Genomic DNA, 15,380 nt, shown 5'->3' with positions numbered 1-15,380 from the left:
AAAGGATGTCGTTATGTCTGAAATGAAATCAAAAGTACCTGGCATTGTTGAAGAAATCCTGTGTGCTGTGGGTGATAGCGTTGCCAAAGGTCAACAGGTTCTGGTAATGGAAGCCATGAAAATGAAAATGCCCATCCCTGCACATGAAGCCGGTACCATTAAATCTATTTCGGTGAACGTGGGTGACCGTGTTAACCCGGGTTCGCCATTATTTGAGATTGAATCCTAAAATTTAAGCCACGCCGCTTTTCTCACACGCCACTGTTTTCAGTGGCGTAACTTTTTATTCCGTAATTTCCTGTCTGCGTCCCCTGCTGGCCTTTATTTCTGGTTGTGATATTCATTACTTAATTCAGCGCAAAAAACCGGGATAAGCATCCCGGTAAGAGGCAAATGGTTAATTATCAATAATTATGGCTGTAGCAGTTTCGGCCGATAATCCAGATTCCAGCGTGTTTCTTGTTCGTAGATCTGACCAATGCTCAACACTTCCATATCATGGGCATGAGGCCCAATCAGTTGCATCCCCATCGGCAATCCCTGTGCATTGAAGCCTACTGGAACGCTAAGGGATGGACTACCAATCAGGGTTGCAGGAACCACCACTTCCATATAGCGGTGATACGTATCCATTTGTTTTCCTGCCACTTCCTGCGGTGAGTGTTGAGAAGGATCGAAGGGGAAGATTTGCGCCGTCGGCAGAACAACAATGTCATATTCCGCGAACAGCTTATTGAACGCCTGGTAGATAGTGCTCCGCTGCACGGAGGCGAGGTAGGCATCACGAGCCGTCAATTCCAGTCCACCCTCAACTTCCCAGACCGCCTGCGGTTTCAGCAACGCGCGGGTTTCAGGTTTGTCATACAGTGGACGTAAACCGTTGGAGACAATCCAGTGACGCCAGACCAGCCAGGTCTCCCACATCTGTTCAGCCGTGACATCCAGTTTTACAGGTTCGACACTGTGGCCAAGTTTCTCAAAGACTTTTAAGGCGTTTTCGCAAAGACTCAGGACGCCCTCTTCCATCGGCAGCGCGCCATTTAAATCGGCAAGCCAGCCAATGCGCAGTTTGCGCTCAGGCGGGGTGAATGGTGCCAGAGGTTGACCTAGCGACAGTGGAACTCGCGCATCATAGCCCGACTGGGTTTGCAGCAATCGAGCCGTATCCGCGACGTTACGCCCCATTGGCCCTTCAAGCCCCAACTGGCTCACAAAAACCTCTGGTGTCGGCCCAAAGGGTACGCGTCCCTGACTCGGTCTGAAACCAATGATGTTGTTCCAGGCCGCAGGATTACGCAGCGAACCCATCATGTCACTGCCGTCCGCCACCGGTAGCATCTGCAATGCCAGCGCAACCGCCGCGCCGCCACTGCTGCCTCCCGAAGATTTCGTCTGATCCCAGGCGTTCCAGGTCGTGCCAAAAACGTTATTTATCGTGTTCGAACCCAGCCCAAACTCCGGCGTGTTCGTTTTACCGATAAAAATGGCCCCTTTGTTTCTGATGCGTTCAACCATAACCGAATCGTTAGGCGCGATGAAATCTTTAAAAATAGGAGAACCGTTTGTCAGAGTAATCCCTTTTACCGCAGATAAATCCTTAACGGCATGAGGAAATCCGTGCATCCACCCCATATACTGACCATTGGCCAGTTGTTTATCCTTATTTCTGGCCTGCTCCACTAAATCATCCCGGTCCTGTAAGGAGACAATGGCATTGACTTTTGGGTTAAGGATTTCAATTTTATCCAAATAAGCATTCATGACTTCAACACATGATACCTCCCTGGATTTGATGCTGTCGGAAAGCGCCAGGGCGCTCATTTCCGTAATCGGATTATTGATTTTATTCATGTTGCCCTCTGAAATTGATTTTTCCTGCAAACGCATTCGCGTTTATTTAAGAACATCCATACAACTCCATTCGTTGCAGCAGGATAAGTTGTAGGACAACATTTATTATCAAATTAATCCCATGACGTATTGTGACTGATCTCAACATTAGCATCATGATATTTTCAATCCCGTTACTTTAAATGTAACGCCATTACCTTAAAAGCAACGTTGTAATATTTGTGATTCTCATAACATTTTAGGTAAGTTCGTTTCGATATACATTAAATGACACTTTTAGAAAAAATGCCAGCCCCTGACAGAACCGAATGTATTTAACGTTCTATATACATTCATTGTATTTTTCTCACTCGTGAATTATTTCATAGGTGATGTTAATAAAGGAGTGTTCGTGAATGAAGATCGATGAAGCCGACATCATTGCTATCGTTAATGATCCGATACTTTGGTGGATCGCAATGCCCCTGGGCGCCATTATCCTGGTAATGGCTTCGTTATATATCAGATTGTCTTATAAAAACGCACCAAACGTAGGCTTAACACAGGCCCAATGTACCAAAGGTCTCAGAAGCGGAATTTTCAGTTCCATTGGCCCTTCTATCTCGGTTTTCGTGGTCGTGTTCAGTATGACCGCAATTATCGGTGGCCCTTTAACCTGGATGCGCTTCGTCGGGATTGGAGCGGCACCGGTGGAGCTGGCAGCCATCAATCTGGGAGCCGAAACCTATGGCGCGCCGGTCGGTTCAGAGAATTATAACTTAACCGCGATGGTCTCCGGACTTTACACCGCAATCATCAACAGCTGCGGCTGGATTGTCGTTGGATACTTCTTCATCCACCGGATGGAAAAGGTCAGAGAAAAAATGGGCGGAGGAGACAAAGTCTGGCTGGGGCTCATCTCCGTCACGGCGATGCTGGGACTTTTCGGCTTCCTCTCAACCCCCTTCATCCTCGCCATGAACGATAAAACGGTGGCATGCCTTGCCGGTTTCTTCGCAATGGGCGGGCTGGCGATCCTCGGCAAAAAGATAAGCTGGCTAAAAGAGTATGCCTTAGGAATTGCACTTATCATTGGCATGGTCGCGGCCAGCCTTTATTCATAACGAAGGAAATAAACGATGCAACAGACTAATGATGGTCTCAACTGGACGGCAACATCGATAAGGATAGGACGGATCTGCTTCCTTCTGGCAACGATAACCAGCTTTGCGCCGCTCTTTTACTTTTACATCGTGTATGACGTTTATCCCCCTCTGGAGGTCGCCTTAACCTCCTGGCTGTCGATTGCGATGGTATTCGGCGCATTCTATTTTGTTGAACCTTTTTCTTATTATCCCATCCTGGGATTGACAGGCAGTTATCTGGGGATTCTGTCAGGCAATATCTCTAACGTTCGACTCCCGGCCTCGGCAGCAGCCCAAATGGCCGTCGGTGTAGAAAATGGTTCTAAGCAGGCGGAAATTATCTCCACGCTGGGTATCGCCGGCTCGATTTTTACCAACCTGTTCTTTCTGACCCTTGCCGTTTTAATGGGAGACTGGATATTGTCCGTTTCGCCGCCAGCACTGATTGCTGCGGTTAAAAACTATATTCTGCCGACTATTTTCGGTTGTCTGTACGGGCAGTTTACCGTGATGAAACCAAGGATTGCGCTGTATGCATTACCGGTCACAGCGATCGTCTATATCTTATTCCCGACCCTGCCGGCCTATGTTTACATTATTGTAGCTATCTTCGGCAACATGTTGTTAACCAGAGTGCTCTATAAGAAAAATATTGTTAAGTAATGCCGCGCCGTAAAATATGTGCCTGATAATTATTAGCGCACTATTATAATAACGGCCCATTTTTAAATTACAGAAACGAAACAATCACAACACATTATTTATCGCATTATTTTGCGAGGGACTCTCTATGTTTAAAAAACTTGCACTCCTTCTTTCATCCCTGATGATAGTACCTGCTAGTGCCGTTGAGATATATAACAAAGACGGTAACAGACTGGGGGTTTATGGGAAAATTCAGGCTTCGCATCTGATTTCTGATTATGCGAACGAAAATGGGGATAATACCTATGTCCGATTCGGTTTGCGTGGCGAAACTCAAATTTCCCCGCAGCTCACCGGATATGCTAATTTCCAGATGCAGTTCCAGGCCAATAAATATGAAGGGGAAGATAAACATTCCTGGACGCGCCTGGCCTTTGCCGGTCTTAATTATTCGTCATTAGGTTCTCTCGACTATGGTCGCAACTGGGGGATTATGTACGACCTCGGTGCCTGGACCGATGTTTTACCTGAGTTTGGTGCCGCCACTATTTTCCATACCGATACCTATATGGCACAACGCGCCACGAACCTGGCAACATGGCGTAATCGGGATTTCTTCGGTCTGGTTGATGGGCTCGATGTTGCCCTGCAATATCAGGGGAAAAATAGCGGTACCGAAGGTGAAAACACGACCAATAATAGCCGTATTCTCCAGAAGCAAAACGGCGATGGCTACGGGATGTCGATGACCTATGATTTTGATTTCGGTTTGTCGCTGGGCGGCGTCTATACGCATGCAAACAGAACCGGGGAACAACGACATTATGGCAACCATGTGGCGACCGGCCCTTATGCCGAATCGTTTGTGGTCAGCGCAAAATACCGTTTAGATGGGCTTTATCTGGCCGCGCTGTACGGTGAAACCTCGAATATGACCTCCTTTGGTAGCGGGGTAAATATCGCGAATAAAGTGCATGCCACAGAACTGGTCGCCAAATACCGTTTCAGTAACGGATTCGAACCCTCTATCGGTTACCTGCAGAGTAAAGGAAAAGATCTGAGCGGCTATCGCGGGGATCACGATCTTCTGCAGTTTATCAACCTGGGCGCAATGTATTATTTCAATGATACGCTTGCCGCCTACGCAAACTATAAAATCAATTTACTGGACCGGGATGACTTTACGATGGCGACGAAGCTGAACACCGACGATACCATCGTGTTCGGCTTTGTTTACCAGCTCTAATCCCTTTCTTGCGCGATTAACGTCACATCGTCCCCGCAAGCAAAGCCTGCTTATCGAAGAGCCTGACGTCGTTCAGGCTCTTCCCCAGTATTTGTCCCTGCGTCGTCATGAACTCTTTCAAATTAATGCCGTATCCCGTCGGCCATCGCACCTCAACGTCAATCCGCGTGTGATGTGTTTGCTCCAGTTGCAGCAGGCACTGATACACGTCGTGCAACTGCTCGACAGGATAAATATCAATCACAATATCCAGATCGGATTGACAATCCGTATAGTGAAAACCACTGACAATTTCTAATGCCGTCGATCCCCATACCCCCGCTACACACGCCAGGAGAGTAAAGCGCTCCCGCAGATCGGCCAGCGCCATGAGCGCGGGTGTTCGGGGGGCAAATGCTCTTTGCGCTATCTCAAATGGCGTCAGGCGGCAGATCACCTCGTCCGGCATGACGGTGCTGGCGAGGCGTTGACGCTGACCATTCACGCGTTCAGGGAAACTAAAACCCAGCGCAATTTCGTTTTGCGATTCCCCTTCGACAGGACGGCGCACAATGCCAGGCAGTTCTCCCGCCACAAACGCCTGCTGCCAGGCAACCCGTGATGTCTGCCACCGCGAAAAAATGCGCTGAGCCGCCGGAACGCTAATGTGCAGTAAATCATGACGCTGGAGCATGTATCCCTCCTCTGGCTTTTTGAAATATACCCAAAATCTATCCCATAGCCGGGAATCGTCAATAACGCGTCGGGTGCTTTCATTACGCAAAAGGTAAACGAGAAAAAGAGGATGGAAGGGACAGCGATCGCGGGATCGCACAGACCTTTTCGCAGGCCTGTTAACGCCGGATAGCCTGACAGGCAGGTAAGCAATTTCAGACGAAAAAAAACCGCATCACCTCAACAGTGATACGGTTTCTTATCTTCACAGAATGTATTTAAACACCCGTGAACAGAATTTGGCGGAACGGACGGGACTCGAACCCGCGACCCCCTGCGTGACAGGCAGGTATTCTAACCAACTGAACTACCGCTCCGCGTTGTTCCACTTGGGAACGAAGCGAATATTACGGATTGCCATGCACCTCGTCAACGCTTTTTCTCGCGTTTTTAATCGTTTGCTGTAAAAATCGCCCGGGCGACGATTTTTACCTCATAAACAGGCTTTCTACGCCCGCCAGAGGCAACTTCCCCCTTTCTTTTCCACCAGGTCGAGGCGCGATTCATGGGCCGCGACTTCCTCATCAGTGGCGAAAACGACGCGTAACTTGCTGGCCTGACGCACAAGGCGCTGGATCCCCGTATTGCCCTGCTGCTGGGCTTCACCTTCCATCGAAAACGCCATCGTCGTCTGACCGCCGGTCATCATCAGATAAACATCGGCCAGAATTTGGGCATCAAGCAATGCGCCGTGCAGCGTACGCTTGCTGTTGTCTATCTCATAACGCGAGCACAACGCATCCAGACTGTTACGCTTACCAGGAAACATCTTCCTCGCCAGCGCCAGACTATCCGTGACTTTACAGAAGGTGTTCGTTTTCGGGATATCGCGATTGAGCTTGCCGAACTCGTAGTCCATAAAGCCGATATCAAACGACGCGTTATGAATGACCAACTCCGCCCCGCGGATATAGTCGAGAAACTCATCCGCCACCTCGGCAAACGTCGGCTTATCCAGCAGAAACTCATCCGCAATCCCGTGTACGCCGAACGCTTCCGGATCCACCAGCCGGTCGGGCTTCAGATAGACATGGAAGTTATTTCCCGTCAGACGGCGGTTCACCACCTCGACAGCACCGATCTCAATGATCTTGTGCCCTTCGTAGTGCGCGCCAATCTGGTTCATACCGGTGGTTTCGGTATCGAGAACGATCTGTCGTGTAATTGCAGTGCTCATAGCGGTCATTTATGTCAGACTTGTCGTTTTACGGTTCGATTCAATTACAGGAAGTCTACCAGAGATGCTTAAACAGGTAGAAATTTTCACCGACGGTTCGTGCCTGGGCAATCCAGGTCCGGGCGGTTACGGTGCAATTTTACGCTATCGCGGACGCGAAAAAACCTTTAATGAGGGCTATACCCTCACGACCAATAATCGCATGGAACTAATGGCAGCGATAGTCGCCCTGGAAGCCCTGAAAGAACAGTGCGAAGTCATTTTGAGCACCGACAGCCAGTATGTGCGCCAGGGGATCACCCAATGGATCCACAACTGGAAAAAACGCGGCTGGAAAACCGCCGACAAAAAGCCGGTAAAAAACGTCGATCTCTGGAAACGTCTTGATGCCGCGCTCGGTCAGCATCAGATCAAATGGGAATGGGTAAAAGGCCATGCTGGTCATCCGGAAAACGAGCGTTGTGATGAACTTGCCCGTGCCGCCGCCATGAACCCAACCCAGGAAGATGTTGGCTATCAGCCCGAAGCCTAAACGTCCGGCTTGCGATACTGCCGGGTCGCGCCGACGGCCTGAGGTATACGCGCTTTCGCTTTGCTCTGTTTCATCGGATTAAGCGTAAGTGGAATCGTTCGCTTACGCGCGACAATCACCTGCATACAGCCCAGCGCGGGAAGGTGTGCGCTTAACATCTTTCCCCCCTGCTTTTTCCACGGCAATACGTGAAAACGGCTATAGTACAGCACCTCAAAATTCAGCAGCGACAGCCAGTCCAATTGCCGCATCAGTGTAAACATACGACTATTATAAGGCGAAGATTTACGCAGTACCGGCACCAGTTTGCGCAGTCCCATCAGGCTGACCGGGTTGAATCCGCTCAGCACCAGCCAGCCATCATCAATGAGTACCCGATCGGCTTCACGCAACAGGCGATGGGGATCGGTGCACCAGGGCAGCGTGTGCGCCAGCAGACAGACATCGACAGATTTATCGGCAAAAGGTAGATGTAGCGGGTCGGCCTGAACCTGGATCGGCGAGCCTTTGGCAGAAACATTAACCTGATGTGAAACCGCACAGGCTTCTGAGTTGATTTCCGCACTCAAATTGCCCACCTTAAGCAGGTGAAAACCATACATTTTTGCAAACCACGGGTTAAGCTGTTTTTCCAGCGCCTCACGATAGTACTCTCCCCAGGGCAAATCGCTCCAGCGATCGGGTGCTACGACTGTTTGAGGGTTCCTTGCCGGTTTCATCACAACCATCCGTTATGCATAGATAGAGAGGTAATTTATGAATCTTAACAGTATTCCGGCGTTTCAGGACAATTACATCTGGGTTCTGAGTAATGATGAAGGACGTTGCCTGATCGTGGACCCGGGTGACGCCGCGCCGGTGTTAAAAGCCATTGCCGAAAACCAGTGGCAGCCAGAGGCCATTTTACTCACCCACCATCATCACGACCACGTCGGTGGCGTGAAAGAACTGGTACAGAACTTTCCTAAACTAGTGGTTTATGGACCGGCAGAGACACAAGATAAGGGGGTCACTCATATAGTCGAAGATGGCGATTCCGCCCTCATTTTGGGGCATGAATTTACTGTATTTGCTACACCCGGTCACACTTTAGGACATATCTGTTACTTCAGTCATCCTTATCTTTTCTGCGGTGATACGCTGTTCTCAGGCGGCTGTGGACGCTTGTTCGAAGGTACAGCCAGCCAGATGTATCAATCACTTAAGAAAATATCCGCACTTCCTGACGATACGCTTATTTGTTGCGCCCACGAGTATACTTTAGCAAATTTAACGTTTTCACTGAGCATACTACCGCACGATTCGTACATAAATGATTATTATCGTAAAGTTAATGAGTTACGGGTAAAAAAACAAATAACACTACCCGTTATTCTGAAAAATGAGCGGAAAAATAATATTTTTTTAAGAACGGAAGATATTGATTTAATTAATGAAATTAACAAAGAAACAATATTGCAACACCCTGAAGAGCGATTTGCCTGGTTAAGGTCAAAGAAAGACAGCTTCTGATAATTCCGGGTTGCCTTTTCAAAACTTCGCCGTTATGATCGGTCGTCTTTTAAGCAACTATTGACACACACATGAAGGCAAAAGCGATCTTACTCGCCTCTGTCCTGCTCGTGGGTTGCCAGTCGTCTCAAAACGCCGGCAATGTCCAACAGCACGCACAGAGCCTTTCTGCAGCTGGTCAAGGGGAAGCAGGAAAGTTTACGAGTCAGGCACGATGGATGGACGATGGGACGTCCCTCGCGCCGGATCAAGACCTGTGGGCTTTCATTGGCGACGAGCTAAAGATGGGAATTCCGGAAAATGACCGGATTCGCGAACAAAAACAGAAATATTTACGCAATAAGAGCTATCTCCACGATGTAACTTTACGGGCAGAGCCGTATATGTACTGGATAGCCGGGCAAGTTAAGAAACGTAACATGCCGATGGAACTGGTACTACTACCCATAGTGGAGAGCGCTTTTGATCCTCACGCGACGTCTGGCGCCAATGCCGCAGGCATCTGGCAGATCATTCCGAGCACGGGGCGCAATTATGGTTTAAAACAGACCCGCAGTTATGACGCGCGTCGCGATGTTGTGGCTTCCACAACCGCAGCGCTCGACATGATGCAGCGTCTGAACAAAATGTTTGACGGCGACTGGCTGCTGACCGTTGCGGCTTATAATAGCGGCGAAGGTCGGGTCATGAAGGCGATTAAAACGAACAAAGCGCGTGGGAAATCCACCGATTTCTGGTCGTTGCCATTGCCTCAGGAAACGAAGCTGTACGTGCCAAAAATGCTGGCTCTGAGTGATATTCTCAAGAACAGCAAACGTTATGGCGTACGTCTGCCAACCACAGACGAAAGCCGTGCACTGGCGCGTGTTCGTTTAAGCAGTCCGGTTGAAATGGCGCAGGTTGCCGATATGGCGGGTATTCCCGTCAGCAAGCTGAAGACATTTAATGCTGGTGTAAAAGGCTCCACGTTGGGCGCAAGCGGCCCGCAATACGTGATGGTACCAAAGAAGCATGCAGAGAAATTGCGTGAATCTCTGGCAGCCGGCGAAATTGCAGCCGTACAGTCTACGTTGGTGGCAGATAACACTCCGCTGAACAGCCGTAGCTATACCGTTCGTTCTGGCGATACGCTTTCCGGCATTGCTTCACGCCTTGGCGTAAGCACGAAGGATCTGCAGCAGTGGAACAAATTGCGCGGTTCAACGCTGAAAGTGGGCCAAAGTCTGACGGTCGGTGCAGGTAACAGTGCACAATTGCTGGCTAAAAACAGCGACAGTATTACCTATCGTGTACGTAAGGGCGATTCGCTTTCGAGCATTGCCAAACGTCACGGCGTTAACATCAAAGATGTCATGCGCTGGAACAACGATACGGACAATCTGAAGCCCGGCGATCAACTGACGTTGTTTGTGAAAAACAACAACACGCCAGACTCCTGATAGCTCGCAATATTAAAAGGCACCGATTTCCCCCGGTGCCTTTTTTATTTATGCCGCTTTATGTGCTTCGGCCATGATTGTATCGCTGGTAAACGATCCCTCGTCCTGTAAGGCGAAGTAGGTTTTCACCTCTGCGGAGGCACTCATCTGATAGAGGCGAATGGCGTCCACCAGTTCAGCAGGCGTACGCATTCTCGCCACCCATGAACTGAATTCCAGCGGCAAACGATCGGTTATCAACGAATCGACAATCAGGTTCGCGTCATTCATCAGTGCCAACCACTCACCGCTGGAATAGTTGCGAACGTGCGAGGTGTCGCGCAAGGCTTCAACCGTCTGTAACCAGACATCGCGGACCGGATGCCCTGGGGACATCACATCCATAATAATCAACACACCGCCCGGTTTTAATACCCGATTGACTTCACGCAGCGCTCTGCCGACATCATGCCAGTGATGCGCCGAGTAACGACTGATGACAACATCAAAGACGCCATCTTCAAAAGGCAGGCTTTCAGCATACCCCTGCCTGGTGGTGATGTTGGCTAATCCCTTCTCTTTTGCCGCCTGTGCAACGACCTCGAGCATCTGCGAAGATAAATCGTAAGCCACCACCTGTTTCACATTCTGAGCGGCGATAAAGCTGGCATGCCCGGCGCCACAGCCCATGTCCAGTACGCTGGCCTGTGGGAAGGCAGACAGACGCTCAGCCAGTCGCTGTAAGTCGCGACCAGACGCATGCACGGCACTGGTTAAATAGGCGTTAGCCTGGGAGCCAAACTGCTTTTCGACGTTGTCGTGGTGGGAGTGTGTTGTCATTATGCTGTCCTTGGTTGTTTGCAAGATAAAGGGCAGCACCACTACAGGTCTGCCCCAACGGCAGACCTGACACACCTTACTGCTCAGGTTTGCCGGGACTGAATTCAACGAGTAGCGGATTGTGATCGGATGCGCGCGTAACCAGTACAGAAGCTTCGCTGACGTTCAGGCCACGATAAAAAACAAAATCCAGCGGGCGACCAAACGCGCGACGGCGCTGATCGTCAGTAAAACGTACCTGCCGCAGCGACATTTCACGCGCGAAGCGATACAGCGCATTCATGCGGCGTCGGCTCCAGGCATTGAAATCTCCGGCCATAATCACCGGCCCACTGTGATGCGCAATCTGGTCACCGATTGGAAGTAACTGCTTACTATACACATCGACCCCCAGACTAAAGTTAACCGCATGAATGTTAACGACCATCAACAGTCGCGTATCTGGTAACGGATAGACGGTAACCAGCGCCGACTTCGCCAGTCGCAGGATAGGTTCACGCTCGCGAAGCGGGCAACAGTACACGGGATGCGCAGATGAGAGCGTCATCACGCCTGACGGATGCTGTGGCAGAACAAATGCCGGAACCTGATCGGCTGCCAGATAATTCGCCGTCGCAAACCTCACCAGCTCCGGCGTCGTCTGTGCTTCCTGTAACAACACCAGGTGCGCATCTTTGCCAAAATTCTTCAGCACCGAAAGCCATTCCGCTCGCTGCTGCTTAAAAATATTCCACACCAGGATACGGATCCGATCTTCACTGCTTAACGGCGCCCCGGCGGGTAATGCCTGGCCGATGCTCGAAAATGACCCTGGCGGCAAAATCCGCTCAGCGGGTTGTCCGGCAACATAGCGCATGGCATAGGTGTTTTTTCGCACTTTTGACTTTCAAACCTCTGTAACGTCAACCAGTCCGGTGCCGGACTGGTTCTTCTGTTATAGGGATTTTAGCTCACACTTTCAACGACCAATTGCAGATTGTTTTGTAAGCATGCGCTTACATCAAGACCTTAGCCCAGCACGGCAACGCGAGCGGGTTTATCCAGTCGACCGCTAACGCCTGTCAACAGAAAGGCCCCCAACACAATCAACGCCCCAATCCACGGAGCCTGTGCCAAACCAAAGTGTTCCACCGTCTGTCCACCGACAACGGAACCAATCGCAATCCCGATGTTAAAGGCCGCGATGTTAAGTCCGGATGCCACATCTACCGCGTTCGGCGTAAATTGCTCGGCTTTTTGCACCACATAGACCTGCAGGCCCGGTACATTACCGAAGGCGAAGATCCCCATCACCAGTACTGTTGCCAGCGCAACGTACTGCGTAGAGGCAGTAAACTGAAAGACGATCAGCAGGACAAACAGTGCGGCGAAAATGAGTTTCAGTGCAGGCACCGCGCCATGTTTATCCGCCAGTTTTCCTCCCCAGATGTTGCCTGCCGCCACCGATACGCCATAGCCTAATAAGATCCAACTCACCGCGGCAGGTGAGAAACCGGCCAGATCCTGCATTATCGGTGCCAGAAAGGTAAACGCGGTAAAGACGCCGCCATAGCCCAACGCTGTGATCGTATAGATGATCAGCAAACGTGGGTGCGTTAAGACGCTCATCTGGTCACGCAGTGTCGCCGCCGCGCGCCCTGGGATGTTCGCTGGAATAAGCCACTGGCTGCTGATCAATGCAATAACACCTAACACTGAAACCGCCAGGAACGTTTCGCGCCAGCCAAAATGCTGACCGATGAACGTCCCCAGAGGAACCCCGGTTACCAGAGCAACAGTCAGACCACCAAACATAATAGCGATGGCTGAAGCCGCTTTCTCTTTTGCCACCAGACTGGTGGCAATGGTGGAACCAATGGAGAAGAACACGCCATGAGCCAGACCGGTAAGCAAACGGGCCGCAATCAGGGTCATATAGCCAGGTGCCTGCCATGCCAGCAAATTTCCCGCCGTGAACAGCACCATCAGCGCAACCAGCAACTGCTTACGCGGCAGTCGCCCGGTCAACGCCGTTAGTACCGGTGCACCAATCGCCACGCCCAGAGCGTAGATGGAAACCAGCATTCCTGCAGAAGGCAGGGAGATGGCCAATTGTTCGGCAATTGTCGGCACCAGACCCACAATCACAAATTCGGTTGTGCCAATAGCAAAGGCACTTATTGTTAGCGCAAATAACGCGAGAGGCATAAATCACTCCATATCATCAATATTCGGATGACACGCAGTATGCCGGGATGTTTTAATAACAAAAATATCCAAAATATCAATATAATTTTGCTTCAGGTGCAAAAATGAAAGCAACCTCAGAAGAACTCGCCATTTTTGTTTCCGTGGTAGAAAGCGGAAGTTTCAGCCGGGCGGCGGAACAGTTAGGTCAGGCAAACTCTGCGGTAAGCCGGGCGGTCAAAAAGCTGGAAATGAAGCTCGGCGTGAGTTTACTCAACCGGACGACGCGGCAACTCAGTCTGACAGAAGAAGGCGAACGTTATTTTCGCCGCGTCCAGTCTTTGTTACAGGAGATGGCGGCAGCAGAGACGGAAATCATGGAGACACGCAATACTCCACGCGGTGTGCTGCGTATTGACGCCGCCACGCCGGTGATGCTGCACTTTCTGATGCCGTTAATAAAGCCTTTCCGCGAACGTTATCCGGAAATTACCCTTTCTCTTGTCTCCTCTGAAACCTTCATCAACCTGATCGAGAGGAAAGTCGATGTTGCAATCCGGGCGGGCACGCTGACGGATTCCAGTCTGCGCGCCCGACCGCTATTTACCAGCTATCGGAAGATTATCGCCTCGCCAGACTACCTTGATCGCTTTGGTAGGCCAGAAACGGTCGAAGAACTGAAGGAACACCTGTGTCTGGGCTTCACCGAACCCGTGTCGCTAAACACCTGGCCCATTGCCTGCAACGATGGCCAACTTCACGAGATTGCATGTGGAATTTCGTCAAACAGCGGCGAAACGCTTAAACAACTATGCCTCAGTGGAAACGGCATTGCCTGCCTGTCAGACTATATGATTGATCGGGAAATCGCACGGGGTGAACTGGTGGAACTGATGGCAGATAAACGCTTGCCTGTGGAGATGCCGTTCAGCGCGGTCTATTACAGCGATCGTGCCGTGAGTACGCGTATTCGAGCCTTTATCGACTTCCTGAGTGAACATATAAAAACAGCTCCCGGAGGAGCTGTCAAAGAGGGTTAAAGGCACTCAGGGGTTACTCTATTAATCCCACTGTGGCGCCAGACCTTCCGGGCTTACCAGACGATCGTTGCAATCCAGAGCAGCGATCGCTTTTTTATCTTCGGCATCTAACGTCAGATCCAACGCCAGCAGGTTGCTCGCCAGGTTTTCACGCTTAGTCGATGACGGAATGACCGAATAACCTTCCCCCATTGCCCATGCCAGGATCACCTGGGCAGCGGTGGCATTGTGTTTCGTTGCGATACGGGCAATCACATCATCTTTCAGTGCTTTACCATACGCCAGCGTCATGTAAGAGGTGATGTGGATACCGTGCTCCTTCGCCCAGTTAACCACTTTACCATTTTGCAGGTATGGGGACAGTTCGATCTGGTTGGTCGCGATGTTTTCAGCGCCAACCGCAGCAATAGCTTTTTCCATCAGCGGAATGGTGAAGTTAGAGATACCGATTTCACGCGTCAGCCCCTGCTTTTTCGCTTCCAGCAGCGCCTGCATGAATTCTTCAACCGAAACGGCATCGTTCGGAGAAGGCCAGTGGATCAGCGTCAAATCAACATAATCAGTACGCAGTTTTTTCAGGCTCTCTTTCAGGCTGGGGATCAGCTTGTCTTTGCTCAGATTCTCAATCCAGATCTTGGTCGTGATGTACAGTTCATTGCGCGGAACACCGCTCTCAGCAATCGCCTGACCAACTGCAGCTTCATTATCATAGATTTGTGCAGTATCGACAGCGCGGTAACCGAGCTCCAGAGCCGTTTTTACAGATGCAATAACCACATCGTCCTTAAGACGGAAGGTACCTAAACCGAATGCAGGGATAGTCATAATAATTCCTCTTTAATTCATCGTGTTCGTTAACTGGGAGGATTATGACGTTTTACGTTGTGCGGAAAAAGAGCGGAAAAAGCAGAGGATTTTTGCGTTTTTAGCAATAATGGGATTTCAGACAAAGAAAAAGCCCTGAGCGTTAACTCAGGGCTCTTAATAAGTGGCGGAACGGACGGGACTCGAACCCGCGACCCCCTGCGTGACAGGCAGGTATTCTAACCAACTGAACTACCGCTCCACCGAATTTTTCTACAACCACTGATTTTTACACCAGTTTACTGCTTAAT

16 protein-coding genes and 2 tRNA genes are annotated in these 15,380 nt (G+C 50.3%); 8 read left to right on the top strand and 10 right to left on the bottom strand.

The annotated features are described in order from the left end of the window. Window positions 1-13 precede the first annotated feature (13 nt). Complete coding sequence (locus ACERJC_RS00090; protein WP_152405790.1) at window positions 14-229, top strand: acyl-CoA carboxylase biotin carboxyl carrier protein subunit; 216 nt, start codon at window positions 14-16, stop codon at window positions 227-229. A gap of 182 nt (window positions 230-411) precedes the next feature. Here ACERJC_RS00090 and ACERJC_RS00085 read toward each other — a convergent pair whose 3' ends face one another. Continuing rightward, window positions 412-1,851 carry an amidase gene (locus ACERJC_RS00085; protein WP_373670753.1) on the bottom strand — a complete coding sequence of 480 codons (1,440 nt, stop codon included), beginning with the start codon at window positions 1,849-1,851 and terminating at the stop codon, window positions 412-414. A gap of 395 nt (window positions 1,852-2,246) precedes the next feature. Between ACERJC_RS00085 and ACERJC_RS00080 the strand changes: the two genes are divergently transcribed. The 3 genes from ACERJC_RS00080 to ACERJC_RS00070 all read left to right on the top strand — a co-directional run bounded on the left by ACERJC_RS00080 (window position 2,247) and on the right by ACERJC_RS00070 (window position 4,866). After that, window positions 2,247-2,954 carry a DUF5058 family protein gene (locus ACERJC_RS00080; protein WP_152405792.1) on the top strand — a complete coding sequence of 236 codons (708 nt, stop codon included), beginning with the start codon at window positions 2,247-2,249 and terminating at the stop codon, window positions 2,952-2,954. A 15-nt stretch (window positions 2,955-2,969) separates the two neighbouring features. Further along, the gene (locus tag ACERJC_RS00075) at window positions 2,970-3,638 is read left to right on the top strand and encodes a hypothetical protein (protein WP_132731142.1); all 669 of its coding nucleotides are present in this window, start codon (window positions 2,970-2,972) and stop codon (window positions 3,636-3,638) included. A gap of 127 nt (window positions 3,639-3,765) precedes the next feature. After that, window positions 3,766-4,866, top strand: coding sequence for a porin (locus tag ACERJC_RS00070; protein ID WP_373670752.1), 1,101 nt, complete (start codon window positions 3,766-3,768; stop codon window positions 4,864-4,866). A 22-nt stretch (window positions 4,867-4,888) separates the two neighbouring features. Here the strand turns inward: ACERJC_RS00070 and mdcG are convergent, their stop codons facing one another. The 3 genes from mdcG to dnaQ all read right to left on the bottom strand — a co-directional run bounded on the left by mdcG (window position 4,889) and on the right by dnaQ (window position 6,757). Then, window positions 4,889-5,539, bottom strand: a complete 651-nt coding sequence (gene mdcG / locus ACERJC_RS00065; RefSeq protein WP_152405794.1) for a malonate decarboxylase holo-[acyl-carrier-protein] synthase — start codon at window positions 5,537-5,539, stop codon at window positions 4,889-4,891. A gap of 281 nt (window positions 5,540-5,820) precedes the next feature. Then, window positions 5,821-5,897, bottom strand: a tRNA-Asp gene (locus tag ACERJC_RS00060). Between the two features lie 131 nt (window positions 5,898-6,028). Then, window positions 6,029-6,757: a DNA polymerase III subunit epsilon gene (dnaQ, locus tag ACERJC_RS00055; RefSeq protein WP_152405795.1), complete on the bottom strand. Its 729-nt coding sequence runs from the start codon at window positions 6,755-6,757 to the stop codon at window positions 6,029-6,031. 64 nt (window positions 6,758-6,821) lie between these two features. Here dnaQ and rnhA point away from each other — a divergent pair, with 64 nt between their 5' ends. Then, the gene (gene rnhA, locus ACERJC_RS00050) at window positions 6,822-7,289 is read left to right on the top strand and encodes a ribonuclease HI (protein ID WP_046475879.1); all 468 of its coding nucleotides are present in this window, start codon (window positions 6,822-6,824) and stop codon (window positions 7,287-7,289) included. Here rnhA and ACERJC_RS00045 read toward each other — a convergent pair. After that, complete coding sequence (locus ACERJC_RS00045) at window positions 7,286-8,008, bottom strand: class I SAM-dependent methyltransferase (protein ID WP_373670751.1); 723 nt, start codon at window positions 8,006-8,008, stop codon at window positions 7,286-7,288. The two genes, rnhA and ACERJC_RS00045, sit on opposite strands and share 4 nt — an antisense overlap. Before the next feature lie 37 nt (window positions 8,009-8,045). On the opposite strand from ACERJC_RS00045, the gene gloB reads away from it, so the two are divergent. Continuing rightward, complete coding sequence (gene gloB / locus ACERJC_RS00040; RefSeq protein WP_373670750.1) at window positions 8,046-8,801, top strand: hydroxyacylglutathione hydrolase; 756 nt, start codon at window positions 8,046-8,048, stop codon at window positions 8,799-8,801. 71 nt (window positions 8,802-8,872) lie between these two features. Beyond that, window positions 8,873-10,240 (top strand): murein transglycosylase D, encoded by a 1,368-nt coding sequence (gene mltD / locus ACERJC_RS00035; RefSeq protein WP_152405798.1) that lies wholly within the window; start codon window positions 8,873-8,875, stop codon window positions 10,238-10,240. A gap of 48 nt (window positions 10,241-10,288) precedes the next feature. Here the strand turns inward: mltD and ACERJC_RS00030 are convergent, their stop codons facing one another. The 3 genes from ACERJC_RS00030 to ACERJC_RS00020 form a co-directional block, all read right to left on the bottom strand. Continuing rightward, window positions 10,289-11,059 (bottom strand): class I SAM-dependent methyltransferase, encoded by a 771-nt coding sequence (locus ACERJC_RS00030; RefSeq protein WP_373670749.1) that lies wholly within the window; start codon window positions 11,057-11,059, stop codon window positions 10,289-10,291. Between the two features lie 76 nt (window positions 11,060-11,135). Beyond that, window positions 11,136-11,936: an endonuclease/exonuclease/phosphatase family protein gene (locus ACERJC_RS00025; protein ID WP_046475869.1), complete on the bottom strand. Its 801-nt coding sequence runs from the start codon at window positions 11,934-11,936 to the stop codon at window positions 11,136-11,138. 131 nt (window positions 11,937-12,067) lie between these two features. Beyond that, the gene (locus ACERJC_RS00020) at window positions 12,068-13,246 is read right to left on the bottom strand and encodes an MFS transporter (protein WP_373670748.1); all 1,179 of its coding nucleotides are present in this window, start codon (window positions 13,244-13,246) and stop codon (window positions 12,068-12,070) included. 104 nt (window positions 13,247-13,350) lie between these two features. On the opposite strand from ACERJC_RS00020, the gene yafC reads away from it, so the two are divergent. Then, on the top strand, window positions 13,351-14,265 hold the full coding sequence (gene yafC / locus ACERJC_RS00015; protein ID WP_373670747.1) for a DNA-binding transcriptional regulator YafC: 915 nt from the start codon (window positions 13,351-13,353) through the stop codon (window positions 14,263-14,265). A gap of 21 nt (window positions 14,266-14,286) precedes the next feature. Here the strand turns inward: yafC and dkgB are convergent, their stop codons facing one another. Both dkgB and ACERJC_RS00005 read right to left on the bottom strand, forming a co-directional pair. After that, the gene (gene dkgB / locus ACERJC_RS00010; RefSeq protein WP_152405802.1) at window positions 14,287-15,090 is read right to left on the bottom strand and encodes a 2,5-didehydrogluconate reductase DkgB; all 804 of its coding nucleotides are present in this window, start codon (window positions 15,088-15,090) and stop codon (window positions 14,287-14,289) included. Window positions 15,091-15,254: 164 nt separating this feature from the next. Continuing rightward, a tRNA-Asp gene (locus ACERJC_RS00005) sits at window positions 15,255-15,331 on the bottom strand. Window positions 15,332-15,380: the final 49 nt, after the last annotated feature.

Source organism: Citrobacter telavivensis (assembly GCF_041807075.1).
In the GTDB taxonomy this organism is placed as follows: domain Bacteria; phylum Pseudomonadota; class Gammaproteobacteria; order Enterobacterales; family Enterobacteriaceae; genus Citrobacter_A; species Citrobacter_A telavivensis.
Note: the sequence above shows the minus strand (reverse complement) of the source record. Positions and strands in the feature narration are given on the sequence as shown.